Annotated in this window: 24 protein-coding genes; 16 read left to right on the plus strand and 8 right to left on the minus strand. The window is 60.1% G+C overall.

From position 1 onward, the window contains the following. Positions 1 to 105 precede the first annotated feature (105 nt). Positions 106 to 1,335, minus strand: a complete 1,230-nt coding sequence (locus tag ACI5FR_RS25860) for a WD40/YVTN/BNR-like repeat-containing protein (RefSeq protein ID WP_405459815.1) — start codon at positions 1,333 to 1,335, stop codon at positions 106 to 108. A gap of 187 nt (positions 1,336 to 1,522) precedes the next feature. Here ACI5FR_RS25860 and ACI5FR_RS25865 point away from each other — a divergent pair, with 187 nt between their 5' ends. Next, positions 1,523 to 2,533 carry a Gfo/Idh/MocA family protein gene (locus tag ACI5FR_RS25865; RefSeq protein ID WP_405459918.1) on the plus strand — a complete coding sequence of 337 codons (1,011 nt, stop codon included), beginning with the start codon at positions 1,523 to 1,525 and terminating at the stop codon, positions 2,531 to 2,533. Continuing rightward, positions 2,530 to 3,591, plus strand: a complete 1,062-nt coding sequence (locus ACI5FR_RS25870; RefSeq protein ID WP_405459817.1) for an RluA family pseudouridine synthase — start codon at positions 2,530 to 2,532, stop codon at positions 3,589 to 3,591. The genes ACI5FR_RS25865 and ACI5FR_RS25870 overlap by 4 nt, the downstream gene beginning before the upstream one ends. 76 nt (positions 3,592 to 3,667) lie before the next feature. On the opposite strand, the gene ACI5FR_RS25875 is transcribed toward ACI5FR_RS25870, so the two are convergent. Then, entirely contained in the window at positions 3,668 to 4,408 is a 741-nt protein-coding gene (locus ACI5FR_RS25875; RefSeq protein ID WP_405459819.1) for a response regulator transcription factor, read from the minus strand. Positions 4,409 to 4,638: 230 nt separating this feature from the next. On the opposite strand from ACI5FR_RS25875, the gene ACI5FR_RS25880 reads away from it, so the two are divergent. Genes ACI5FR_RS25880 through ACI5FR_RS25890 form a run of 3 tightly spaced genes read left to right on the plus strand, consistent with a single transcriptional unit; the run spans position 4,639 to position 9,183 of the window. Continuing rightward, the gene (locus ACI5FR_RS25880; protein WP_405459822.1) at positions 4,639 to 6,210 is read left to right on the plus strand and encodes a methyl-accepting chemotaxis protein; all 1,572 of its coding nucleotides are present in this window, start codon (positions 4,639 to 4,641) and stop codon (positions 6,208 to 6,210) included. Between the two features lie 16 nt (positions 6,211 to 6,226). After that, entirely contained in the window at positions 6,227 to 6,667 is a 441-nt protein-coding gene (locus ACI5FR_RS25885) for a chemotaxis protein CheW (RefSeq protein WP_405459825.1), read from the plus strand. After that, positions 6,664 to 9,183: a chemotaxis protein CheW gene (locus ACI5FR_RS25890; RefSeq protein WP_405459827.1), complete on the plus strand. Its 2,520-nt coding sequence runs from the start codon at positions 6,664 to 6,666 to the stop codon at positions 9,181 to 9,183. Before ACI5FR_RS25885 ends, ACI5FR_RS25890 begins: the two co-directional genes overlap by 4 nt. Positions 9,184 to 9,231: 48 nt before the next feature. Here the strand turns inward: ACI5FR_RS25890 and ACI5FR_RS25895 are convergent, their stop codons facing one another. Then, a complete protein-coding gene (locus ACI5FR_RS25895) occupies positions 9,232 to 10,317 on the minus strand; it encodes a lactonase family protein (protein WP_405459829.1) in 1,086 nt (361 codons plus the stop codon). Positions 10,318 to 10,538: 221 nt separating this feature from the next. On the opposite strand from ACI5FR_RS25895, the gene ACI5FR_RS25900 reads away from it, so the two are divergent. From ACI5FR_RS25900 to ACI5FR_RS25915, 4 genes are all read left to right on the plus strand, one after another. Continuing rightward, positions 10,539 to 10,754, plus strand: coding sequence for a hypothetical protein (locus ACI5FR_RS25900; protein WP_405459830.1), 216 nt, complete (start codon positions 10,539 to 10,541; stop codon positions 10,752 to 10,754). 89 nt (positions 10,755 to 10,843) lie between these two features. Next, complete coding sequence (locus ACI5FR_RS25905; RefSeq protein ID WP_405459833.1) at positions 10,844 to 12,265, plus strand: ATP-binding protein; 1,422 nt, start codon at positions 10,844 to 10,846, stop codon at positions 12,263 to 12,265. Between the two features lie 36 nt (positions 12,266 to 12,301). Continuing rightward, positions 12,302 to 13,036 (plus strand): response regulator transcription factor, encoded by a 735-nt coding sequence (locus ACI5FR_RS25910; RefSeq protein WP_405459834.1) that lies wholly within the window; start codon positions 12,302 to 12,304, stop codon positions 13,034 to 13,036. A 114-nt stretch (positions 13,037 to 13,150) separates the two neighbouring features. After that, the gene (locus ACI5FR_RS25915) at positions 13,151 to 14,776 is read left to right on the plus strand and encodes a DUF2339 domain-containing protein (RefSeq protein WP_405459837.1); all 1,626 of its coding nucleotides are present in this window, start codon (positions 13,151 to 13,153) and stop codon (positions 14,774 to 14,776) included. A gap of 242 nt (positions 14,777 to 15,018) precedes the next feature. Here the strand turns inward: ACI5FR_RS25915 and ACI5FR_RS25920 are convergent, their stop codons facing one another. Next, on the minus strand, positions 15,019 to 15,864 hold the full coding sequence (locus ACI5FR_RS25920; protein WP_405459920.1) for a 1,4-dihydroxy-6-naphtoate synthase: 846 nt from the start codon (positions 15,862 to 15,864) through the stop codon (positions 15,019 to 15,021). Positions 15,865 to 15,906: 42 nt separating this feature from the next. Continuing rightward, complete coding sequence (locus ACI5FR_RS25925; RefSeq protein WP_405459839.1) at positions 15,907 to 16,587, minus strand: futalosine hydrolase; 681 nt, start codon at positions 16,585 to 16,587, stop codon at positions 15,907 to 15,909. 178 nt (positions 16,588 to 16,765) lie between these two features. Between ACI5FR_RS25925 and ACI5FR_RS25930 the strand changes: the two genes are divergently transcribed. Together ACI5FR_RS25930 and ACI5FR_RS25935 are read left to right on the plus strand one after the other, a co-directional pair. Beyond that, complete coding sequence (locus ACI5FR_RS25930; RefSeq protein ID WP_405459841.1) at positions 16,766 to 17,989, plus strand: DUF2157 domain-containing protein; 1,224 nt, start codon at positions 16,766 to 16,768, stop codon at positions 17,987 to 17,989. A 3-nt stretch (positions 17,990 to 17,992) separates the two neighbouring features. Then, the gene (locus tag ACI5FR_RS25935; RefSeq protein ID WP_405459843.1) at positions 17,993 to 18,547 is read left to right on the plus strand and encodes a GDYXXLXY domain-containing protein; all 555 of its coding nucleotides are present in this window, start codon (positions 17,993 to 17,995) and stop codon (positions 18,545 to 18,547) included. 74 nt (positions 18,548 to 18,621) lie between these two features. Here ACI5FR_RS25935 and ACI5FR_RS25940 read toward each other — a convergent pair whose 3' ends face one another. From ACI5FR_RS25940 to ACI5FR_RS25950, 3 genes are all read right to left on the minus strand, one after another. After that, a complete protein-coding gene (locus ACI5FR_RS25940; protein WP_405459844.1) occupies positions 18,622 to 19,428 on the minus strand; it encodes a histidinol-phosphatase in 807 nt (268 codons plus the stop codon). 156 nt (positions 19,429 to 19,584) lie between these two features. Continuing rightward, entirely contained in the window at positions 19,585 to 20,004 is a 420-nt protein-coding gene (locus tag ACI5FR_RS25945) for a hypothetical protein (RefSeq protein ID WP_405459846.1), read from the minus strand. Positions 20,005 to 20,040: 36 nt separating this feature from the next. Next, positions 20,041 to 20,421, minus strand: a complete 381-nt coding sequence (locus tag ACI5FR_RS25950) for a YtxH domain-containing protein (RefSeq protein WP_405459848.1) — start codon at positions 20,419 to 20,421, stop codon at positions 20,041 to 20,043. Between the two features lie 142 nt (positions 20,422 to 20,563). On the opposite strand from ACI5FR_RS25950, the gene ACI5FR_RS25955 reads away from it, so the two are divergent. The 5 genes from ACI5FR_RS25955 to rsbW all read left to right on the plus strand — a co-directional run bounded on the left by ACI5FR_RS25955 (position 20,564) and on the right by rsbW (position 23,810). Next, positions 20,564 to 21,700, plus strand: a complete 1,137-nt coding sequence (locus ACI5FR_RS25955; RefSeq protein ID WP_405459850.1) for a PP2C family protein-serine/threonine phosphatase — start codon at positions 20,564 to 20,566, stop codon at positions 21,698 to 21,700. Between the two features lie 348 nt (positions 21,701 to 22,048). Next, positions 22,049 to 22,405: an early set domain-containing protein gene (locus tag ACI5FR_RS25960; protein WP_405459853.1), complete on the plus strand. Its 357-nt coding sequence runs from the start codon at positions 22,049 to 22,051 to the stop codon at positions 22,403 to 22,405. Next, entirely contained in the window at positions 22,402 to 22,962 is a 561-nt protein-coding gene (locus ACI5FR_RS25965; protein WP_405459855.1) for a hypothetical protein, read from the plus strand. The genes ACI5FR_RS25960 and ACI5FR_RS25965 overlap by 4 nt, the downstream gene beginning before the upstream one ends. Positions 22,963 to 23,036: 74 nt before the next feature. Further along, the gene (locus ACI5FR_RS25970; RefSeq protein ID WP_405459857.1) at positions 23,037 to 23,357 is read left to right on the plus strand and encodes an STAS domain-containing protein; all 321 of its coding nucleotides are present in this window, start codon (positions 23,037 to 23,039) and stop codon (positions 23,355 to 23,357) included. 9 nt (positions 23,358 to 23,366) lie between these two features. Next, the gene (gene rsbW, locus ACI5FR_RS25975; RefSeq protein WP_405459860.1) at positions 23,367 to 23,810 is read left to right on the plus strand and encodes an anti-sigma B factor RsbW; all 444 of its coding nucleotides are present in this window, start codon (positions 23,367 to 23,369) and stop codon (positions 23,808 to 23,810) included. Positions 23,811 to 23,850: the final 40 nt, after the last annotated feature.

Here is a 23,850-nt window from a genome sequence, read left to right on the forward strand (position 1 = left end):
AGGAAAGGTGAAGCCCTTGGAAGCGAATCGGATGGAAGCGTTCAGCGACGGCGTGCTGGCGATCACCGGATAAAACGATATTTGAGAAAAACTTCCATCATCCGATCAAGACTTCTTCGGCGAATCGAACGTGTGCACCTTCGTCCACGTCTTGCCGCCGTCGGCGGTCGTGTACATGACGGACGGCTCGCTGATGTCGGTGCAGATCCACCAGCCGCGCTCGGCGTCGGCGAAGGCGAGCAGCGAACCCATGTAGCCTGGGAACGCCGCGGTTCCGTTCGTCCACGTCTTGCCGCCGTCCTTCGTCCAGCCGATGGTGTTCGGCTTGTCGCACGCCGGGCAGAACCCGGCCATGAAGGCGGCCTTCGGGTCAATCACATAGAGCGGCCCCGGCTTCGAGCCGTTATTCTTCGGCCCTTCGTTATAGTCGATCGGGAAGCCGGGGGCCGGTCCGCCGCCTGCCGTGGAGTTGGCCAGCACCGGCTGCCACTGTTTGCCGCCGTCGCTCGTGTGGAACAGCGAGTAGGAGGTCTGGCTCATGCCGGAGTCGCCGATCAGCTCGACCCAGGCATCGTCCTTGCCGGCCGACCGGATCGTCGCGCCGCTCAGCGGAGCGATCGTTTGCTTGGACAAGGTCTTGTTCCACGTGCGTCCGCCGTCGGTCGTAGCGAGGACCACGATCATCCCGTTGCCTTCGGTAACGGCCCATCCGCGATCGTTGTCATGAAAGTACGCTTCCCCTACGGTCTGATCCGGGATCGACAGCAGTGTCCACGTCTTGCCGCCGTCGGTCGTGCGGGCATTCGCGCTGAAGGCCTCGCTCGTGGAGACGAAGTGCAGGAAGCCGGCGTTCGGCATCTGGCCGACGACGGACCACGTTTTGCCTCCGTCCTTCGTATTGAGCAGTTGCCGCGCGGCAGGTTTGCCCGGATCCGGGCTGATCACGGCCCAAGCGTCCTGAGCGTTCAAGGCGAAGATTTGCTGGACGGTTCCCGTCCCTTGATACTGCTTCTTCCATGTCTTCCCGCCGTCTTCCGTGCGTGCGATCCAGCCTGCGCCACCGGTCCAGCCGATCTGCGGATCGGCCAGTCGGACTGCCGTCACCTGTCCGGTCGTCTGATCGGCCGGGGCCGTGCTGGCGGGGGTAGCCGACGCCCCTCCGGTCGGACCGGCGGATGGCGTCGGGCTAGGCTGTATCGTTGCAGTCGGCGTGACCGGCGGCGAGCTTCCGGCCGACCCTGTCGGCTGTGGAGACGCGGTGCCGCGACACCCGGCGAGAAAGACCATCATTATCCCTACTAGTACCAGAGCGGTCGTGTTGATTGCACGTTTCATTTGCATTTCCTCCAATCTGTGGCTCTGTTCTTTTTTGTATAACCTTTAAGACGCTTTTTTAACCTGTTTAGTTACATTCCGGCAGGAAAAAGGCAGGGGCGGTTTTTCCTGCGGCCCGATCTTGGTGTATGATAGGAGAGGAAAATTAGAGGCAAGACCCAAGGTGGAGAAAGGAACTACGCGTACGATGCTGCGATTTGGCGTTATAGGAACGAACTGGATTACGGAAGCGTTTATGGAAGCGGCCCTTGAAACGGGAGAAGCGCAATTCACGGGCGTCTATTCCCGAACGGAGGAGCGGGCGCAAGCCTTCGCAACCAAGCACGGCATAATCGGCCGATACACATCGTTAGAAGCTTTCGCGCAAAGCCGCGAGTTTGAGGCCGTCTACATCGCGAGCCCGAACGCGAGGCATGCCGAGCAGGCGATCGCCTGCATGCGGCAAGGCAAGCATGTGCTGTGCGAGAAGCCGATGGCGTCCAACTCCGCGGAGCTGGAGGCGATGATCGCGGCAGCCGAGCAGAACGGAGTCCTGCTGATGGAGGCGCTCAAGACGACGCTCCTGCCGAACTTCGAGGCGATCCGCGCCGGGTTGGCCGAGATCGGCCGCGTCCGCCGGTATATGGCCAGCTTCGGCCAATACTCCTCGCGATACGATGCTTACCGGCAAGGGACGGTGCTGAACGCTTTTAACCCGGAGCTATCCAATGGGGCTCTTATGGATCTGGGCGTCTACTGCGTCTATCCGCTCGCGGTGCTGTTCGGCCGGCCCGACCGGATTCAAGCGAACGCCGTCCTGCTGGAGTCCGGCGTGGACGGAGAAGGCAGCCTGCTGCTCCGCTATCCGGACATGGAGGCGGTGCTCATGTATTCGAAGATTACGAGCTCGTACGCTTCCTCCGAGATCCAGGGCGAGGACGGGACGTTAGTCATCGATAAAATCAGCCAGCCGGGCCGCGTAGAGCTGCGTCGCCGGGATGGGACGGTCCTCGATCTATCCCGGCCGCAAGCGGCGAATACGATGGTTTATGAGGCGAAGGAATTCATTCATGCCGTTAAGGAAGACCGGCGGCAGGCGAGCGTCAACACGCACGAGCATTCCCGCATCGCCATGGCGATCATGGATGAGGCCAGGCGGCAGATGGGGCTCGTGTTCCCGGCGGATCTGAGCCGCGAGGATGGGGGTGGGCAGCGATGAACCGAAGATCGAATCAGCCTCCGCAGGACCGCGGGAAACGGCGCGCCCTGTCGGAGCCGCAATCGGAATGGACGACGTCACGCTCGGCGTCGTCACGTGCTGCGCCGTCTCGCAAGCCCGCTCGACCGCAGCCGCATTCGGCGTCGCCGCTGCCCAAGGCGGGCCCGAGCGAGTCGAAGCGCTACACGGTCAAAGAACCGTCCGAGCTGCTCGCGTTCCTGCTCCAGACGGTGTCGAACCGGGGCCGCAATGCCGTGAAGGCGATGCTGGCGCGCGGGCAAGTACGGGTGGGCAACCGGGTCGTGACCGCCTACAATTACGAGCTGAAGCCGGGGCAGACGGTATCCATCGCCACGGACAAGGCGCAAGCGGCGGAAGCCGCCCCGCTCATCGGGCTCTCGATCCTTCATGAGGACGAGCATCTGATCGTGGTCAACAAGGACGCGGGGCTGCTGTCGATCGCTACCGAGCAAGAGAAGGACTTGACCGCCTACCGCCAGCTCATGGCGCATGTGCGCCGGTCGCAGCCCAATATGCGCATCTTCATCGTACATCGACTCGACCGCGACACGTCCGGGGTTATGATGTTCGCGAAGAGCGAAAAAGTGCAGCAGCTGCTGCAGGAGGGTTGGCAGGAGCTCGTGAAGGAACGGACCTACACCGCGCTGGTAGAAGGGCAAGTGCGCAAGCCGGAAGGGACGATCGCCTCCTGGCTCAAGCAGAGCAAGACGCTCAAGATGTACTCGAGCCCGCATCCGAACGACGGGCAGCATGCCGTCACCCACTACAAGGTGCGGCAGGCGAACCGGCACTTCTCGCTGCTCGATGTGAACCTCGAGACGGGCCGCAAAAATCAAATCCGCGTGCACATGGAGGATATCGGCCACCCGATCGTGGGCGATAAGAAGTACGGGGCCAAGAGCAAGGCCATCGGCCGGCTCGGGCTGCATGCGCGAGTTCTCGCGTTCCAGCATCCGGTCACCGGCAAAGTGCTGCGGTTCGAGACGGCGATTCCCAAAGTGTTTCTGACTCCGTTCAAGGACGATCTTCAACGCTAGATCTCCCACCAATCCATGAAGAGAGGTGCCGGCAAACCTGAACCTTAGGCTGCCGGCACCTCTATATCATTTTCCCTCAATCCCCCGTGAACTTATAGCCGATGCCCCAGACCGTACGGATATACAGCGGCTTTCGCGGGTCCACTTCTATTTTTTTGCGCAGATTCGTCACATGGACATCGATCGATCTTTCGTTCACGTAGGAGTCAAGGCCGCGGATGGCATTGATCAGTTCATCCCGGCTGAAGACTTTTCCTGGATTTTGATAGAACAGCTTCATGAGCTCGAATTCCGAGAACGTAGTTTCCACCTGAAGATTATGGATGTAGATCGAACGGCGTTCGAGGTCCAGCCGAAAACGCTTCGAGGGCTCTCGCTCTCGGACTAGCGTTTCCTGCAGAGCATACCCGGCCTGCAGCTCCTGAGCGGCGGCAAGCTGGAGTGTAGCTGCGGTTGCCGCACTCACCCTGCGGGCGAGCGCCTGGATCCGCGCCTTCAGCTCCTGCATGCAGAACGGCTTGCACAAGTAATCGTCGGCCCCCATGTTCAAGGCTTGTATGCGCACTCGAATTTTCGTATTCGAAGAGATCATGATAATCGGCACGAACGATTGGTCCCGCAATGCCGCACAGAGCTGGATTCCGTCGATATCGGGCAGCGTCGTGTCCAGCAAGATCGTATCGGGTCTCAAGGACTGGGCGGCAAGCAGGCCTTCTTTTCCGGTAGACGCCCTATGTACGTTAAAATCCTCCTCTGCCAAATACAGACTCAACATATCACCGAATATACAATCGTCGTCAATGATAAGGACTTTCATTTTGTGCTGACACCCCAGTTGTTTGGAAATCTAATAAACTCTTAATCATTTTGTTTTCGACATATTCGATTTGGACAGTATTCGACAAAAATCGCGATTTTCCTGCCGTGTTAGTTTATTAATGAATTGTGAGTAAAAATCATGGTTTCTTGATACGGACCCAAGATTCCGGCTAATACTTTAGTCCTATAATACAATTGGACTATTTTTTACGAGGAGAGGGATATGGGATGAGATTGTCAATCCGCTTGAAGCTGCTGAGCAGTTTTTTCTTAGTGCTGGCGCTGTTGGTCATGATCAGCGTAATTGCGCTCATGAAGATGAGCGACTTGCAAAGTACAACCACCAAGGTTCAGGGCAACTGGCTTCCCAGTATTATGAGTATTGAAGAGATGAAGGACCATGTGGCGGAGATCCGGGTGCTGTTGCATCAAATCGTTTTAGATTCGGACAAGGACGCCATTCAGAAGGTTCAAACCTCGATCGCGGAAAACAAGGACAATCTGAACAAGCTTATGAAAGCGTATGAACAGACGCTCGCCTCGAAGGAGGAGAAGGAGGTGTTCGAGGTGTTCAAGCAAGACATCTCCTCCTACTTGGAGCAGTCGAGCAAAGTGATTCAGCTGGCGTCCGTCAATGAGAACAGCCAGGCTTACGACGTCATCGTCCAGATGAGGCCTCTTCGCATAAAATTGTGGGAGGATATGAGCAAATGGATCGATTTCAACACGAACGGCGCCAAATATGAAGTCGATCAAGCGGTGAAGGACAACCGTTCCGGTTCGATCCTCATCTTCGTGTTCGGCATCATCGCCTTGTTGGTAGGAATCGGTGTCGCGCTCGTGCTGTCCTTCCGCATGTCTTCTTCCCTGAAATCCATTCTGGACGTAGTCCTCAAAGCCGCTGCTGGTGATTTGCGGGAACAGGCGAAGGTCAAGAGCAAGGACGAAGTGGGTACATTAGCGGCAGCCTTCAATGAGATGATGGAGAATCTCCGCTCGCTGATCGCCCGGACGGTTCAATCCTCGCAGAGCGTGGCAGCAGCCGCGGAGGAGATTTCGGCCACGACCGACGATATTGCCAAGGGCAATATGCATCAAGCGCAAGCGACCCAAGAGGTGAATGAACTGTTCCGCGATCTGTCCCGGGCGATCAATTCCGTGGCGAGAAATGCCGAAGCGGTCTCGGAGCTGTCCGAGCAAACGAGGCAACAGGCCAAGGACGGCGGGTCTGCCGTACAAGCCTCCATTGCCGGCATGGGGCGCTTATCCAAGCAAATGTCGCTTCTGGAGCAGGATGCGCTCAAGATCGGGGAGATCATTCAGGTTATCGATGAAATCGCCGATCAGACGAACTTGCTCGCGCTTAACGCCGCCATAGAAGCGGCACGGGCCGGGGAGCAGGGCCGAGGCTTCGCCGTCGTCGCCGACGAGGTGCGCAAGCTCGCCGAACGGAGCAGCGAGGCGACGAAGCAGATCGCGCTGATCATCAAGGGGATGCAGACGAATACGGACTTGAGCGTCAAGGCGGTGGCCGAGGCGGCCGAGCAGTCGGAGCGAACCGGACACCAGTTCGAGAGCATTATCCGGATGGTGGGCGACACCGCGGGACAAGTGAGTGAGATTGCGGCGGCGAGCGAAGAACAGTCGGCTCAATCGGAGGATGTGCTCCGCGCGATCGAGACGATCGCTTCGGTCAGCGAAGAGTCGGCTGCGTCGGCCGAGGAGACCGCGAGCTCGTCCCAGTCTCTGGCCAAGCTGGCGGATGAGTTAAGCCAGTCCGTCTCCAAGTTCGTCGTGTGATAGGGCGGGTACCTGGATGACAACTACCTCCACTTCTCTCTATATCGAATTCGAGCTGGGCAGCGAGCGATATGCGTTCTCGATCTCCTCGATTCAGGAGATTATCCGGCTGCAGGCCATGACCGATATTCCGAACGCCATGCCGGCGATCCGGGGCGTCATCAATTTGCGGGGCAGCATCATCCCGATTTTCAGCCTGCGGGCTTTGTTCAACCAACATCCTGCAGCGGATACGAAAGAGACGAGGATCATCATTGTGCAGGCGGGCCACAAGACGGTAGGGCTTAGCGTCGATCGAGTATGCCAGGTGGTTTCGTTCTCCGAGATTAAGCCGGGATCGGAGTCGTTCGGAGATCGGGATCGTCCTCTCCTCAGCTCCATTGGGCGGGTCGACAACCGCTATGTCGGCATTCTGGATGTGCAAGAGCTGTTTTCGAAAAGGAGTGAAAGCCTGTGAATGACTCGGATCTGAGCGCTTATATGGGCGTGTTCCTGGACGAGCTGAACGAACAGCAGCAATTGTTGGACCGCAGCTTGCTGGAGCTCGAGGAGCGCGGCAGCGAACCGGAGACGATTCAGGTCATCTTCCGGGCGGCCCATACGCTCAAAGGCTCCTCGGCCGCGATGGGGTTCAACGGCTTGAAGGAGCTCATGCATACCGTCGAGAACATCTTCGACCGGCTTCGGCAAGACCGGGTGATGGTCGGCTCCGGCCTGATGAACGGCTTGTTCCAATGCGTGGACTACATTAAGCGGCAGCGGAATTTGTTCCTGGAAGGCATTTATGAGGAACAGCCTGTCGACCACCTGATTCGCCTGCTCGAACAGTCCGACGAACAATGTCCGTCGGGCCCGCATTCGACGCTTGGCGAGGACGGCCAGCCGCTCTATGCGATTCGGATCGACCTTGGGCCCGACAGCGAAATGAAGGCGGTCCGGGCGATGCTCGTCATGCAGAAGCTGATGGAGCTGGGCAACCTCGTGTCGCTTCCGCCCGTCTTGTCTTCCCCCGCCGGACCGCCGGAAGATCAGGATGACGTGTGGAAAAGTTCGCTGGAGTTCGTCCTCGCAACGTCCAGCGCCCCGACTGCGATCGAGGGCACTGTGAACGAGATTTCGCAGCTCGCCCGTGTGCAAGTGCTCGCATGGCCCGCTGAGGGTCAGCCGGCTTCGATAGGCGCAGCCGTGGCGGAATCGGCCGCAGCCTCCCCGCCGGCTCTTCTGGCAGACGCGCAGGTCGAGCAGGCGGAGATGGCTTCCGTTCGGGAAACGGTCTCTCCGAGCGTCGTCTCTCAGACCCAGACCATTCGCGTCGATGTGAAGCGGCTCGAGCATTTACTGAACCTGGTCGGCGAGCTGCTGATCGATCATACCCGGCTGCTCGAGATCAAGAAGCGGTTGAACGAGCGGTACGGGCAAGACGGCGACATCACGACGCTTGACGACATTATTCATCACCATAGCCGGGTTGTCGGCGAGATGAGGGACGGGATGATGAAAACCCGCATGATCCCGATCGACAACCTGTTCAGCCGGCTGCCGCGGATCATTCGCGACTTAGCCCGGCAGGCGAACAAGGAAATTGCGCTGCACATCGAAGGCAAGGAAACGGAGCTCGACCGTACATTGATCGAGGAGCTCAGCGATCCGCTGCTGCACATTCTGCGCAACGCCGCAGATCACGGACTGGAGTTCCCGGATGAACGGGAAGCGGTCGGGAAGCCGCGCCGAGGTCTCATTACGATCAAGGCGAGCCATCAAGAGAATGCGATCGTCATCACGATCGCCGATGACGGGCGCGGCATCGATCCCGCGCGCATCATGCAGAAGGCGATGGACAAAGGCTTCATCACGAAGGAAGAAGCGAGTCAGATGTCGGACAAGCAGCTGATCTCGCTCATTTTCCACTCCGGCATGTCTACGGCGGAGCAGGTGACGGAGCTATCGGGCCGCGGGGTCGGGATGGACATCGTCCGGGCGCATATCGAGAAGCTGAACGGACTGATCGAAATCGACACGAAGCTCGGCACCGGTACCGTATTTACGCTGAAGCTGCCGCTTACTTTGGCCATTATCCGCTCCTTGCTCGTTCAGTCGGAGCAGCGCACGATCGCGATCCCGTTAGTGAATGTCATCGAGATCTTCCGCCTGCAGGAGCAGGACATCCAATCGCTGCACGGGCAAGAGGTGTGCACGGTTCGGGGGGAGATCGTACCGCTCGTCCGGCTGACGCAGCTGCTGGGGGCGAAACAAACGGTGGGGGAAGCGGGGGATCCGGCCAAAAGGTCCGTCGTGATGGTAGGAATGGCGGAGAAGCGCGTCTGCTTGATGGTCGATCGATTAATCGCCAATCAGGAAATCGTCATCAAGTCGCTGGACGACATACTCGGGCGTGTTCCCTATATTGCCGGGACCACCATCCTGGGGGACGGCCTGGTCGCCCTGATTCTCGACGTGAATTCCGTCATCCAGCAAGCGGGCGCAGCGACGCTCACCCGATTCGGCAGCCGGGAACGCGAGGAGCGGATCAAGCTGGCCCCGAAGCGGGAGCTGGTGACGTTCCGGTTGAACGCGATCTGGTACGCGATCGGGATCGAGCATGTACAGGAGATGATCAATGCCCCGCACATTACGAAGCTGGCGGAAGCGGATGCTACGGTAGACGGCGTGATGAATTTGCGCGAGAGGCTGCTGCCGGTCCATGACCTCAGGCGCATGCTCGGGATCCGGAGCGAGACGGCGGCGGTTCCATCCAAAGTGCTGATCCTCCACGCCGGGGACGTCCGGATCGGGATTGCGATCGACGAGGTGGCGGAGGTGCTGTCGGTGTACGAGCATGAGATCGAGACCGAATCCGATGCGCAAAGTGCGGTTCATTCTTTGGTGGGCAGCATCGTGAAGAACCGCAACCGCCTTATTCAGGTGTTGAACATGGAAAAGCTGATGATCATGCTTGCGAGAGCGGGCGTATAGCCGAATGAAACAGCCCTGCGCCTCCCAAGAGGAACAGGGCTAATCTTGCTAGTTCACGTTGAAAAACTTGACGCACACCGGCTTCGAGACGCGGAGCTCGTCGCCGGTTGGCTGCAGCTTGCCGGTGGCGGCGTCCCGGGCGAACGTCACGACGTTGTCCGAGTCGCGGTTCGCCGCGAGCAGGAAGCGCCCGTCCGGCGACAGCCCGAAGTTGCGGGGATGCCCGCCGCCGGACGAGACGTGCTCGATCAGGGATAGCCGGCCGGTCGCCGCATCGATGGCATAGACGACGATGCTGTCGTGACCGCGGTTCGAGCCGTAGAGGAAGCGGCCGTCCGGCGAGATGTGGATGTCGGCCGTGGCGTTGTTCCCCTCGTAGCCCGAAGGCAGCGTCGTCACGGATTCGATCTCGGTCAACCGGCCCAGGTCCCCGTCATAAACGAACGCCGTGACCGTAGAATTCAGCTCGTTGATCACGTACCCGTAAGGCGCGGTCGGGTGGAAGACGAAATGCCGGGGACCGGCTCCGGCCGCGACGGCAGTCTCTCCGTGGGGGACGAGCTTCAGCTGCTCCAGATCGAGCCGGTAGACGACGATCCGGTCGATGCCGAGATCCGGCACGAGCGCGAACCGGTTGGCCGGATCGAAGAAGACGGAGTGCGGGTGGGGCTTATCCTGCTGCGGCCGGATCCCGGAGCCTTCGTGCATATGCGTGTCGGTCGCCGGTCCGGCGCTGCCGTCGTCCTCCATGCGGGACAGGCCGATCCGGCTGCCGCTGTAGCTCGCCACGGCGAAGCTCCGCCGCGAATGGTCGAGCATGATATGGCACGTCGAGGCCGCTACGGTCGCTTGCCGGTTGCGGAAGGTCAGCTCGCCGGTCCGCTCGTCGATGGCATAGGCGACGGCGGCTCCGAGCCGTTCGCCGGCTGGGCCCCGATCCTCGGCGATGGCGAGCAGCGTGCGTCTCACGGGATCGATCGCAAGGAAGGTAGGATTGATCAGCCCGCTCGTCTGCTGCAGCAAGGTGAGCCGTCCCGTTTCGGCATCAAAGGCGCAGGCGTACACACTTGGGTCCTCTGCTTCGGCGTAGGAGCCTATGTAGGCGTAGACGGTGGAAGTTGTGGGTGCGGTCATGGGGTTCGATACGCTCCTTTGGGTCAAGATTGTTTATTGAAGGCTGATGTCTGGGCTTGAAGTCTCTTTGATTGCATTATCGCAAATCCGCCCCGCTCCTGCAATCGGCTTCGAACGGCCCGGAAACCATTCCTATAACGAACAATCGGACTTGTGTTCCGCCCCATTTCGAGATAAAGTTGAAGTAAGAAGTCGTCCCGCTATGCGGGGAAGCGAGGTGATTGCAAGTGACGGAAGAGAACCAAGTGCCGGCGGAGAACCAAGGCCCTAAGAAGAAGTCGTTGGCGGATGCGGCCAAGGAAATGCTGGCACAGAAGAAGAAGGCGCAGGCCGGCGGCCAGGCGAACCACCAGAAGCCGAACAACAGCGGTCCCGCCATGAAGAGCCAGCATTCGAACAAGCCTAATATGATGCGCCGCAAGATGGGCAGTTCTTAAGACGCACAATGATCGGCCCCCGTTTCTTAAGGAACGGGGGCTCGAATTCATCTAGAGTGATTTCCCGGGAAACCTAGAGGAGGACTCGCATGCTGTTCGTCTGGATCGCCCTGTGGGGCGTCGGGTTGTTCCTGATCGTGAACGAGCCCCGCTCGGCGTCGATTCGCTGGCTCGCTCTGCTCACATGGAGCGGAGGGGCCGGCGCGCTGGCGGCCACGCTGGACGCCCGGTTCGTGCCCGCGGCTCTGGAATCGCTGCGATACGCGAAGTGGGAGGGGGCGCTCAGCCGGCTGCAGGCTATCGCCTCGCTCAGCTCGTACTACGGCGTCCCGTACACGTTCGCCATGTTTTCCATGACCTACCGGCCGATCCGCATGCCGGTCCTGTGGCGCCGCCTGCTGCCTGTGCTGTTCCTGCTGCCGGCGGTCGGATTCCTGCTGTTCACCCCGTTCTACAATGAGGATTACCCCATAACGTACGGGGCCGTCGTCTGGTGGGCGGTGCCGCTCATGCTGTTCGGCGCGGTCAATATTCTCATCCAGCGTCCCAAGCATCCCGCCTATCTCGCTACGTATTCGGTCGTCAGCCTGGCGGTGCTGACCCCGGCGCTGTTCGCTATGGTGTTCAGCTACTTGCTGCCAAGCCTCGGGTTTCTGCGGATGTGGGTATACAATACTTGGTTCGTCGGGGCCGGGGTGGTCTTTTTTATCGTGGGGCTGTCGACTTACGGGTTCATGGGCATGCGTGTGCTCGTCGACCGCCGGCGGCTCGATTCGGCCTTCCGCGCCGTGACGAACGGGACGGTGCTGCTCAACCATTCGATCAAGAACGATGCGGCGAAGGTCCGGCTGTTCGGGCAGCAGATCCGAGAGCGGGCGGTGCAGAGCGGCGACCTAGAGCTGCTCGCGGACATCGACGTCATGCTGGCGGCGTCCCAGCACATGCAGGAGATGATCGCCCGGGTGCACCGGAAGACGGAGGACTTAATGCTCCGCCCGGCGAAGATCGATTCGGCGGAGATGATCCGCGAGGTGTTGAACTCGTTCACCCCTCAGCTGGACGGCATCGAGCTGAAGACGAACCTCACCGAGGGCTGGCACATAACGATCGATAAGGCTCAGACGGCCGAGGCGATCCATAATGTGGTGGACAATGCGATTGAGGCGCTGCGGGGACGAGGGACGATCGAGGCGGTGTGGACCGAGGGCAAGAAGGAGCTGACGCTTGAGATTATCGACAACGGCCCGGGCATGGACGCGGCGCAGGTGAGACGGGCGCTCGATCCGTTCTATACGACCAAGGCCGGGAGCGGGACAAATTTCGGCCTCGGGCTGCCTTACGCCTATCAGGTTATGCGCAAGCACGGAGGCTCGCTTTACATCCGCAGCAAACCGGGAGCAGGGACGCGCGTCATGATGACGTTCCCCAAGCGGAGCGTGCAGGCGGAATATACGGGAGAGGCGAATGCTGGCGCGGGTAATACGGGTGCTGGCGCGTATAACGCGGGATAAATCGGAGAATGGGCAAGGAAGCGGAGGGATCATTGGGTGGAGGCAATACGGGTATGGCTGGTAGAGGACGATGCGGATTGGCTGCGGGGCTTGTCCGCCTGCCTGCGTGCGGAGGCGGATCTCCGGCTGGACTTCGCCTCCGGCGATCCGGCCGAAGTGCGGCGCAAGCTGGCGGAGCCGGGGGCGGCCCCCGACGTCGTGCTGATGGACATCATGCTGCACGGCTCGCCGGAGGGGATCGCCCTGGCCGAGGCCGTCGTCGTCGCGACCGGAGCCCGGGTCATTATGCTGACCTCGATGGAGGAGCGCGACCTGATCCTCCGCTCCTTCCAAGCCGGGGCGCTCGACTATCGGATCAAGGCGGACTTCGAGTCGCTGCCGGAGGCGATCCGGCAAGCGGCGGCCAAGCAGTCGCCGATCAGTCCGGCGGCCGCGGAGCGGATGCGCGAGGAGTTCCGGCGGCTGAAGCGGCTCGAGCGCGAGTTCGAGGTGAGCCGCATGCGGGACAAGATTACGCCGTCCGAGCTGCAGCTGCTCGAGCTGATCGATCGGGGCTACTCGCAGTCCCAGATCGCGGACAAGCGCTTCGTCTCCCTCCGGACGATCAAGAACCAGATCAACTATTTGCTGAAGAAGCTGCAGCTCGGGAGCTCCAAGGAAGCGGCGAAGCAAGTGAAGGAGCTGGGGTTGATCGGCGGAAGCGGGGAAGGGGAGGAAAGCGGGACGACAGAGGAAGGGAAAACGGATAGCACAGCGGCCCGAAAAGAATAACCAGGACATGGGACCAGGTACCAAGTAAAGTTGGTACTATTTTTTTTGCGCCAATTTCCTAAAATGAAGGCATCGAGTTGCTCCGCTCTAAGGGGCAGATGAGGAGGAATAGGCATGATTATCCCGATGCTAAGGAAACACTGGACTTCCATGCTGGGCGTATTGTTCATCTTGGCTGCTTTCATTACACTTTTTCGATATTCGTTGGATCAATCGTGGTTGACCGACAAACTCAAAATCGGAGCCGGCTTGCTGTGCGGCATCGGGTTGGCGTTAGGCGGCGCGGCGCTCGCCCTGAAGAAGCTGAACGCCATCGGCGACATTGTCATCGGCTTGGGCGCCGGGATCCTGTATGCGACGTTCTCGTTCGCCGGCATCTACTTCGACCTATGGACGCCGATGACCGTGATGCTGAGCATGACCGCGGTTACGTTGCTGCTCTCGGGCTGGGGCTACCGCTTCCACTCCCGGCTCGTGATGAATATCGGTCTGCTCGGAGGGCTCTTGTCCCCCCTCCTGATGCGGCCGGAGACGGACCAAGTGTTTACGCTGTTCCTGTACTTGCTGGTGCTGAACGCGGCCTACTTTTTCCTCAGCATCGTGAAAAAATGGAGTGAGCTGCGAAGTGTCTCGTTCATCGGCACTTGGTTGATGTATGGCGTGTACTTCCTGCATTACGGCCCGCCGACGGAGGGAGTATGGACGATGCCGGTTCGCTACGCGACGGCGGCCTTCCTCTTCTACCTGATCGGCTTCCTGTTCGCTTCCTGGCGCCATAACCGCTGCTTCGACGGCTGGAACTTGTACTTGAGCTTGACCAACGCGGTCGTGTTTGGCTGCTGGGCCCTGTATCTGCTCGACGGCGATGTCCCGATGGGCGTGCTGCTGGCTATGATCGGCGCGGTGTATGGGCTGACGGGCTTCCTCGTGTACCGCGTCGCACCGGGGGCGCTGGCTTTCGCTTACAGCCATGGGCTGGGCGGTGCGCTTCTGCTGCTCATCGCGGCCGGACAACTGGGTGATGGGCTAGAGTCGAAGCCGCTCGTGAATGCGCTCGTCTGGGGGCTGATTGCTTGGGGCTTGGCGTTAGCCTCGCGGAGGACAGCATGGAGGTGGGCTGAGCTGGCGGCCGTGGGCGTATGGGCGATCGTCGGCGCTTATTGGTACGTGGTCACATGGGACACCCCGCGGGGCGAATGGTTCGGCGTCTTCATCCCTTTCCTGAACTGGGGGGCGGTGTCCTGGGCGCTGCTGGCCGGACTCGGCTTTTACTTCTCGCTGTATCGGAGCTTCCGTGTGAAGGATATGTACGTAGATCGGCTGCTGACGAACGTCTACGCTTTACTTGCACACCTGATCGTCGGCGGGCTGCTGACAGTACAGATCGAGAATGCGTTCGAAGAGTATGCTGTCGGTTCCTCTTACACGGTGCTGTCGCTGACGTTGTCGACGGTGTGGGGCGTGTACGCGCTGCTGCTCTTCCTGTGGGGCTCGTACTACAAGCAAAAGCTGTTCCTGGGCTTCGGCTCCCTCGTCCTGGTCGCGGTCGCGATCAAGGCGATCTTCCTGGACCTGAGCGAGGAGGAGACGATCTATAAAATCATTACGCTGCTCGTACTCGGCACGCTGTCGTTCGCGATCACGTTCGTGCGGAACCGGTGGGTCGCGGCTCCGGTGACGGGCTCGGCGAAGCCGGTGGCCCTCTTGGCCGAGTCGGAGGAGCGGGGGGGAGCAGGGTAAGGAGGCCTGAGGTGGGGTTGTAGAGTAAAAAAATTACTTTGGAGCGCGGAAGTTGGTTGTCGGCGGGGTTGTAGAGTAAAAATCTACTTTGGAGCGCGGAAGTTGGGCCAGAACAGGATTAAGCCGGAAAAATCGTGTTACCGGTTGGAAAAAGCAGCGGACGCATGCCGGGGTACCAGACAAAGTTAGTACTGTTACCCCGCCACACAGTCCACTACAATAACAGTAGGGGGAGCCCTGCCCTACTTCAACTTACTCAAATCGAACGCGGGCACGAGGCCCTCCTCCATGGCTCGGCCGAGCAGAGAGCGAACGGCGGCATAGCCCTCCTCGCCGAGGTCGGCGGAGAAGCCGTTCACGTACAAAGCGATGTGCGCTTGCGCCACATCGGGGGACATCTCCTGCGCATGCCGCATCACGTAGTCGAGGGAGGCGTCCGGGTGAGCCCAGGCGTACTCGACGGAGGCGCGAATCCAGCCGGACAGAGCCGCCAAGTCCAGAGAGCGGCGGGCGATAATCGCGCCGAGCGGGATCGGCAGGCCGGTATCGGCTTCCCACCAGCTGCCGAGGTCGGCGAGCAGGGTGAGCCCATAGAGATGGTACGTGAACCGCGCCTCGTGGATCACGAGGCCGGCGTCGATCTTCCCGTCGCGGACGGCGGGCATGATCTCGTGGAACGGCAGGACCACGATCTCGCCGACGCCGCCGGGCACGTGCTGTGCCGCCCACAGGCGGAACAGCAGGTAGGCGGTCGAGCGCTCGCTCGGCACCGCCACCCGCCGGCCGGACAGGGCGGCCGCCCCTTCCGGGCCGCCGACCTGACCGCTGCCGGTCAGGACGAGCGGGCCGCAGCCGCGGCCCAAGGCGCCGCCGCACGGCAGCAGGGCGTAGTCGTCCAGCACCCAGGGCAAGGCGGCATAGGAGATCTTCAGGACGTCCAGGTCCGGGGACCGCTCGGCGGCCAACCGGTTCGTAATGTCGATGTCCGCATAAGTCACCTCGAACGGAGGAGCATCGGGCACGAGTCCATGCACAAGCGCATGAAAGACGAATGTGTCGTTCGGACAAGGCGAGAAGGCGATGTTAATGCGGTTGCCAACATTCTCTGCTTTTTCCAAGTTCGCCATAACTTACAGCACCTCCTTCAGGGTCGCGCTGGCGGCCTCCAGCGCGCGAAGCGCCTCGGGAATGCGCCACGCGGCCCGGTTCCGCGGACCGACCGCATTCGAGATGGCGCGCAGCTCGAGGCACGGCACGCCGCGCATCGCCGCCGCCGTCGCCACGCCGAAGCCCTCCATGGCTTCGGCGATCGCGCCGGGCACGCGCGCGGCTACGGCCGCCGCGGACGCGGCCGACCCGGTCACCGTAGACACGGTGACCACGGGGCCGCTGGCCGCCGGCAGGCCGGCGGCGCGCAGCGCGGCCGCGAGGCGCTCGGCGAGCGCGGCGTCGACCGGCGCGCTCGCCGAGCCGAAGCCGAGCGCGTCGACGCTCGCGAAGCCGTCCGGCGTCTCGGCGCCGAGATCGGCCGCGACGATCGCGTCCGCGACGGCGAGCGAGCCGATCTCGGCGCGGCCGGCGAAGCCGCCGCCGATGCCGGCGCTCACGACGCAGCCGTATGCGGCCGTAGCTAGCGCGAACGCCGTGCGGGCCGCGGCGCTGGCCGGGCCGACGCCGGCTTCGAGCACGTCGAAGCGCGGATCGCCCGCGAGCCCGCGCAGCACCGCTTCACGTTCGGCGGCGACGGCGGTCAGGATCAGGACGCGCCGCTTCACGGGGGAAGAGGAGGGCTTCGTCGATTCGGATGACATAGATTCAGTTCTCCTTTGATCGGGGAAAGATTAAAGATGTGAATATAGAACGACGTTAACAATTGAAATTAGTATAGTCCAGCCCGGATAGGGATGCAACCGCAACGGGCAGCAATAGGTAGCAATAGGTAGCAATATAAGGATCGATGGCAAGACGGAATCAGGAGGGGGATGGGTCGTGTCTAAAAAATGGCTGGAGCACGAAGGCGCGCGTTGGGTGGAGCGGCAAATCGTCACGAAGGAGCAATACAATCAAATCTTAAGCTTGTACGATGACAAGAAGCATGCGGTAGGGATCCTCCCGATCCTGGGCAGCGTGTTAGTGGGGCTGGGTATTCTGAGCTTCATCGCCGCGAACTGGCAGGACATCTCGCAAATGCTGCGGCTCGTAATCATCCTGGCGGTGATGAGCGGCTTCTACGCGGCGGGCGACCGGCTGCTGAAGCGGGGACACGAGAAGCTGGGCATCGCGCTGATCGGCATCGGGCTTATTGCGTTCGGCGGAGGCATCGTGCTGGTCGGGCAAATGTTCCACATGGTCGCCTACGACGTCAAGTCGTTCCTCGTCTGGGGAACGGCCGGGATATTGACCACGTATTTGTACCGCAGCCGGTACTTGTTCCTCATCAGCTTGCTTATCTTGAACATCGCGCAGCTCTATAGCGCATCGTCGTTTCACGATTTCAACTGGATCGCGTTGATGCTGACCGTAGTGGGGCTGGGGTGGTACGCCTACCGCTGGGCGAACTCGCTGCTCACATGGCTGCTCGGGCTCAGCATTCTCCTGCATGCGATCGTGCTGCTGGCGGTCGAGGACGGGAAGCTGCTCTGGTTCTACCTGATCGCCATGGCGATGTACAGCGCGGGGGATTGGCTGCGGGACCGCAGCCAGCTCTCGGCGGTGCAGTCGGCGCCGCTCACCGGAGCTTACCTGATGGGATTGTTCCTCGTGCTCTTCGCCCGGCTCGACTCCGAGGCCGCCTGGATGGACGACCATCTCTTGCCGTCCGCGAGCGTGTACTTCCCCATCCTGCTCGTCCTCCTCGCGGTGTCGGCTTACGGCAAGTGGCGGCGCAAACGGGAAGGAAGCGCCCTCGAGTGGCTGCTGTTCCTGCCGCTCGCCTACTTGCCGGGTTCAGCGGTCGAGGTGACCCTCCTGATCGCGCTCTTCCTGTTCTCCCTGTACGTGCTGTGGCGCGGCTATGCGGAGGAATGGCGGATGAAGATCAATATCGGCACGCTGCTCTTCCTGTTCACCACGATGGTCGCCTATACGAAGCTGACATGGGGATTTATGGACAAATCGCTCTTCTTCCTCATCGGCGGCGGAATGCTGCTCACCCTCAGCTGGCTCCTGAATCGGCGGAAGAAGCAAGTGTTAGAAGACACGAAGGAGGGATGACCGATGACAGATGCTCAAGGGAAATCAACGGCAACTGCCGCTCGCTCGAGGTTCGGGTCCCGTTCCCGTCTGCTTCTGGTCTTGGTGCTTTGTCAAATCTTGTTCCTGCTCGGCTTGGCGGGTTCATATTACGCAACGGACTGGTGGGGCGAAGAAATCCGGCTGCAAACGAAGCCGGTCGATCCCCGCGACCTGCTGTACGGCGATTACGTAACGCTAAGCTACGAGATTAGCCAGCTGGACCCCAGCTTGTGGAAGGACGCGGAGCAGCCGAAGCGGGGCGAGTCGATTTATGTGGTGCTGAAGCCGGACACGGGCGGCGTATACCGGCCAACCGGAGCCTACGGTGACAAGCCCGCCGTGAGCGGGGATGAGGCGGTGCTGAAGGGACGGGTGAATTACAGCTGGGACCGGGCGATTACGGTGCAATACGGGCTGGAGCGCTTCTACGTGCCGGAGGGCACGGGCCAAGAGCTGGAGGAAGCGGCGCGCGATACGATCGTCCGCGTGAAGATCGCGCCCTGGGGCCAGTCCCGCCTGATCGGGCTCGGGCAATAGGCGCTCTGCAGCACAAAACCTCCATCTCGGTTCCAACCGAGACGGAGGTTTTGGCTTAAAGAGCTAGCAGAGCGCTACAGCGCGACCATCTTCCGTTGCCGCTGCTCGAAGACGGCCCATTCCTTGAAGCCGATCCGCTTCAGCACGTCCCGCACTTCGTCGAACTCATCGGCGACCCGCTCCGGCGTGTGCGAATCCGAGCCGAACGTCGGCTTGACGCCGAAGTGGCAGGCGCGCTCGAGAATCTCGAACGACGGATACCAGCCGCCGCACGATTTCCCCTTGCCGGACGTGTTGATCTCGATCGCGACATCGTGCTCGGCGATCGTCCGGAGCGTCTCGTCGACGACGGACGTCCGCACTTCGCTGATATCCGGCCGGTATCCCTTGATCGCGTCGATATGGCCGAGGATATCGAACATGCCGCTGCGGGCCGATTCGGCTACGAGCCGGAAGTGCGCTTCCTTATCCCGCAGCAGGCCGGCGTCGTCGATGCCCTCCCAGCGGGTACGGTCGAAGATGCTCCGTCCCCCCGAGACATGCACGGAGCCGATGATGTAATCGAGCGGATAAGCGGCATACACCTCACGGTAAATCTCCGCATGCTCCGGGAAAAAGTCCGACTCGACTCCCAGCAGCACGGTGATCCGGCCGCGGTATTCCTCCTTAAGCCGCAGCACCTCCCTCACATAGTTCGGGAATTCGCTCTTCGCCATGGCGATCCCCGGCCGGAACTGGTCGGCCTCTTCGCCGAAGAAGGGCGAATGGTCGGAGATGCCGATATACGTCAGGCCGCGTTCGATCGCGGCCTCGATATAATCGCGAATGTCTCCCGTCGCATGGCCGCAGCGGGTATGGTGCGTATGATAATCGAAACGCATGCGGGTTCACTCCTCTGTACTGGCGTGACGTTCTTGTGCTTCATTGTAGCACAGAAAGCCGAGACGGGATGTAAATTATTCATCCTTCTCCTCATCCGGCAGGACGGCAAAAGGACCAGCCCTGTCGCTCAAGGCTGGCCCTGCACTCGCACGTTCTTAATACTGGATCGGATCGGGGACGATGTCCTCGTCCATCAGCTCCGTATTCGTCTTCATACGCTTCATCTCGTTGCCGAGCTTGCGCATCTCCTGCTCGTTCGGGGCCATCGTGCCGCTCTGGACGCCCTCCAGCCCCTTCCTCCGGGTATCCGAGAAGAACAGCTGCTCGAGCTCGAACAGTTTGTCCAGCGCAGCCTTCCGGACACTTCGAGGAATCGCATCCCCGTATCCGAAATCGACTTCCTCGAATTTCACGATCGTGTCTCCTTGATCGCAGGTGTGCGTAGTCAGGATTAGCGGATAGGTCGCCTGCGTCGCTTCATCGACGAGATTCAGCTTGTACATCGCCCGCTCGGAATATTCGATCCGTTCCAAGCCGAGCTCCGCCAGCTTCCGATAGACCGTGTCTTTGTCCACTCCTATCCCTCCTGTCGGTCCGGCATGTGGGCGGCTTCAGTTCGGCCGCGACGCCGGACGGTCGGCCTCCCTCGAGGTTCCGGAATCGAGCCGGTCCCCCTCCATATCCCGCGTTCGATCCTGCATGGCATCTTTGGCCGTATGCATCGTATCCCTCATTTGCTGCTTGCCTTCTTCGGCCTGGTCCATCAGATCGCTCGCCCGGTTCGCTACGCGGTTCGCCATGTCCTTCGTCTTGTCCGTGGCGGCCGACGCCCATTCCCGAGTTTTATCCATGGCAGAACGATATCGGTTCGAGAGATCCTCCCGCATCCGGGCCCCCGTCTTGGGAGCGAGCAGCAAGGAAGACACAGCGCCAACGGCTCCTCCAATCAACACACCCAGCATGAATCCGCTTCTTCTTGTTTCGGTTGCCATTCGTAATCCTCTCCTCTATCAGCAGTTTTTTGTGGATATCATCCATACTCAGTGAGTAACCCGATTTCCCCGATTTGAAACATTGTGGTATAACTACAAGTGAGTGGAGAGACCGACGAGCCCACCAAGGGGGACAAGATGCATGAGCATAATCATAGTGGATGACAACCCTACGAACCTGTTGATCATTGAGAAAATTTTGCGCAAAGAAGGGTATCAAAACCTCATCTTGGCGTCCTCCGCCATGGAGCTGTTCGAAATTCTGAATATCGCCGCCGCGGACTCGACGGACATGCCTTTCAAAATGATCCTGATGGATATGATGATGCCGGAGATCGACGGCTTGGAAGCGTGCCGGCGCATTCAGGCGCATGAGCGGCTGCGCGATATCCCGATCATCTTCGTAACCGCGATGGGCGATTCCAACAAGCTCGCCGAGGCGCTCGACGCCGGCGCGATCGACTATGTGATGAAGCCGATCAATCGCGTGGAGCTGCTCGCGCGGATCCGGTCCGCCTTTCGGCTGAAGCAGGAGAAGGATTGGCACAAGGAGCGGGACAAGCGGATCAAGTACGAGCTCGATCTGGCCAAGCAAGTGCAGCGGAGCGTGCTGAGCGAGCCGATCCGGGACGAGAATGTCGCGATCGAGGCGATCTATGAGCCCTCCTCCGAGCTAGCAGGCGATTTCTACGCCTGGCACCGCATCGGCCCGAATCGTTATGGCGTCATCCTGCTCGATATGATGGGACACGGCATTTCGTCCTCCCTAGTCTGCATGTACATCTATTCCGCTTTGCAGGACACGATCACGCGCCTGACCGATCCCGAGGACGTCATGCGCGAGCTGAACCGGCGGATGAACCACCTGCATATGTCGGACGAACTGATTAATTATTACTTTACCGCCATCTATCTCGTGCTGGACACGGACCTCAAGACGATCGAGTATGTGAACGCGGGCCATCCCCCCGGGCTGCTGTATCGTGATGGGGAGTATACGACCTTGACCGAGGGATGCAGCGCGATCGGGTTCTTCGACCGGCTCGACATTCGGAAGGGGATGCTCCGGTACGAGCAGGAGGCCAAGGTGATGCTGTTCACCGACGGGGTGTTGGAGTGGCTCGGCGACGATCAGGAGGAAGGGGCGGCCTTGCTCATGGAGCATTTCCGCGAGCATCCGGACGACGATCTGCAGGCGCTCAGGGCCCGGCTCGCGCCTTCCTCCCAGCAGGCCGCACAGGAGGACGATATGTGCCTGGTCATGATTGCTACTATATAGAGACTGTTAATTCACGGGCGTTCCAAGTGAAAAGGGACCCTTTAGTAAGCCCCACAAAGTGAAGCAGATTCTCTGAAGACTATTCCGAGTACTTTGCGGGGGCACCATTAGACTAACATCTTGTTGATTGAAAATAGAACTAGTGGTTGGAGGTTCAAGCCAAAACTCGCCAGGGTTCTCTTTTTCACTTTCCACGCCAAATGAATCGACAGTCTCGTCGGGTTTGGTTAAAAACGCGATTTTTATTCGACCTCGGATAAAAACTCGCGTTTTTTTTGATTCAATCGGGCCGGGGAGGTGTATTAAGCGATATAGACACATCAGGGAACACGGAAAGGGGATAGCACAATGACGACTGCATCCGCAAATGCAACTTTACGCCATGCGCACCCGTCCCTTGCGAAGTATATCCGGAATTTGTTTCCCAATCAGGGGGAGAAGGCCGGGGTCGCGTTTACGATCTGGCAGCCGAATGCCAAGCATGTTAGCGTCGTTGGCCCTTTCAACGGCTGGGACGGAAGGCGCCATCGCATGACCGAGCAAGACGGGACTTGGACGCTGTTCATCCCGATTAGCGAAACGAGAGGCCCCTACAAATACGAGGTGACGACGCAGGATGACGAGGCGTATCTCATCTCGGCCGTCCCGTACATCGTGCCGCTGCACACGCGGCTCGCGAGCTTGGAGAGGAGGTTGGTGTTATGAAGAGGATCAGTCTCATCAGCCTGCTCCTCGGAGGCTCCCTGCTCTGGGCCGGCTATACGTGGGAGGAAGCGTCGAAGCCGTCGGAGCCTCCGCTGCCTCACTTCTCGGAGCCGGCACTAGCCGTCGTTCACTTGGACCATACCGTTCCGTCGGAGCCGAAGGCTGCGAAGCCGTATTATCACCTGCAGATGGTGGAAGGCATCTCGCTCCAGGATAATCAGGAGGCGGTCGTTGAAGTGCTGGGCGAGCCGGAGGCGATCCAGCCCGATCCTTACACCGCGCAGTGCGAAGTGTACCGGTATCCCGGCATCGACGTCGGCTTCAGCATGGGTATGGTGGATTTCGTCCGGGTGCTGCCGGAGGCGGGGACGATCGACATCGACGGCAGCCCGATTCCGATCACGCTGGAAGCTGTAGTGGACGAGCTCGGCAAGCCGGATTTCGTCGCGGAGGACGGGCTCGTGTTCAAGCGGCAGCAAGCGGCGCTTAAGCTGTTCGTGAGCAGCGAGACGCAGCAGCTGACCTCGATCGATTATTTTCACCGGACGAGCTCCTGATGCGCCGTGGCGTGTACATTGCCGGGCATGTTTGATACACTGAATCATATAACGAATGGTTGGGAGTGGAGAGTATGACGCTAGGCAAATTCCGTATCGACATCCAGCAGACAGAAGAGGCGAATTTGGTCCGGTTAGCCGGGGAACTCGATCTCTCTGCCGCCGCGGAGCTTCGCACCGCTCTTGACCCTGTCGTCCATCAGGCGGACAAGACGCTGATCCTCGACTTCGGGGAGTTGACATATATCGACAGCACGGGAATCGGCATCCTCGTGTCCGTCGTGAAGATTCGAGACGAGAATCGCGGACCGTTCCGCGTGAGGCATATTCCGGCGGGGATCAAGAAGCTGCTCGATTTGACCGGAATTTCCGCATTTTTAACAGAAAGGGCGTAAGGCAACAGCATGAATAGCGTACGGTTGGTCATTCCGGCAGATGCGGGCTACGTCGATGTCGTCCGACTCTGCCTCTACGGGTTAGCATCGAAGTCGGGATTTTCCTACGAAGAGATCGAGGACATGAAGGTCGCGGTCGCGGAAGCGTGCAACAACGCGGTCCTGCATGCTTATCCGGTTCATGAGGCCGGTGTCATAGACATTAGCTTCGAGCCGGAGGATTCGCAGTTCACGATCGTGGTGAAGGACAGCGGGCTCAGCTTCAATCCGCTGCCGGCGCTCGAGCAGGCCGCCCCGATTCGGGCCGAACGGCCGCAGGAGCTCCGGGAGGGGGGGCTCGGCCTATATTTGATGCAGGCGTTGATGGATGAAGTCACAGTGGAGAACGATCACGGAACGATTGTGAAGCTGGTTAAATATAAAACGAATGGGTCTCCACGGGTGCACGGTTAATCAATTGCCGCTGGGTCCGTTTTTTTTTACGCTCTGTATT

The organism is Paenibacillus sp. HJGM_3 (genome assembly GCF_045062745.1).
GTDB lineage: Bacteria > Bacillota > Bacilli > Paenibacillales > NBRC-103111 > Paenibacillus_AA.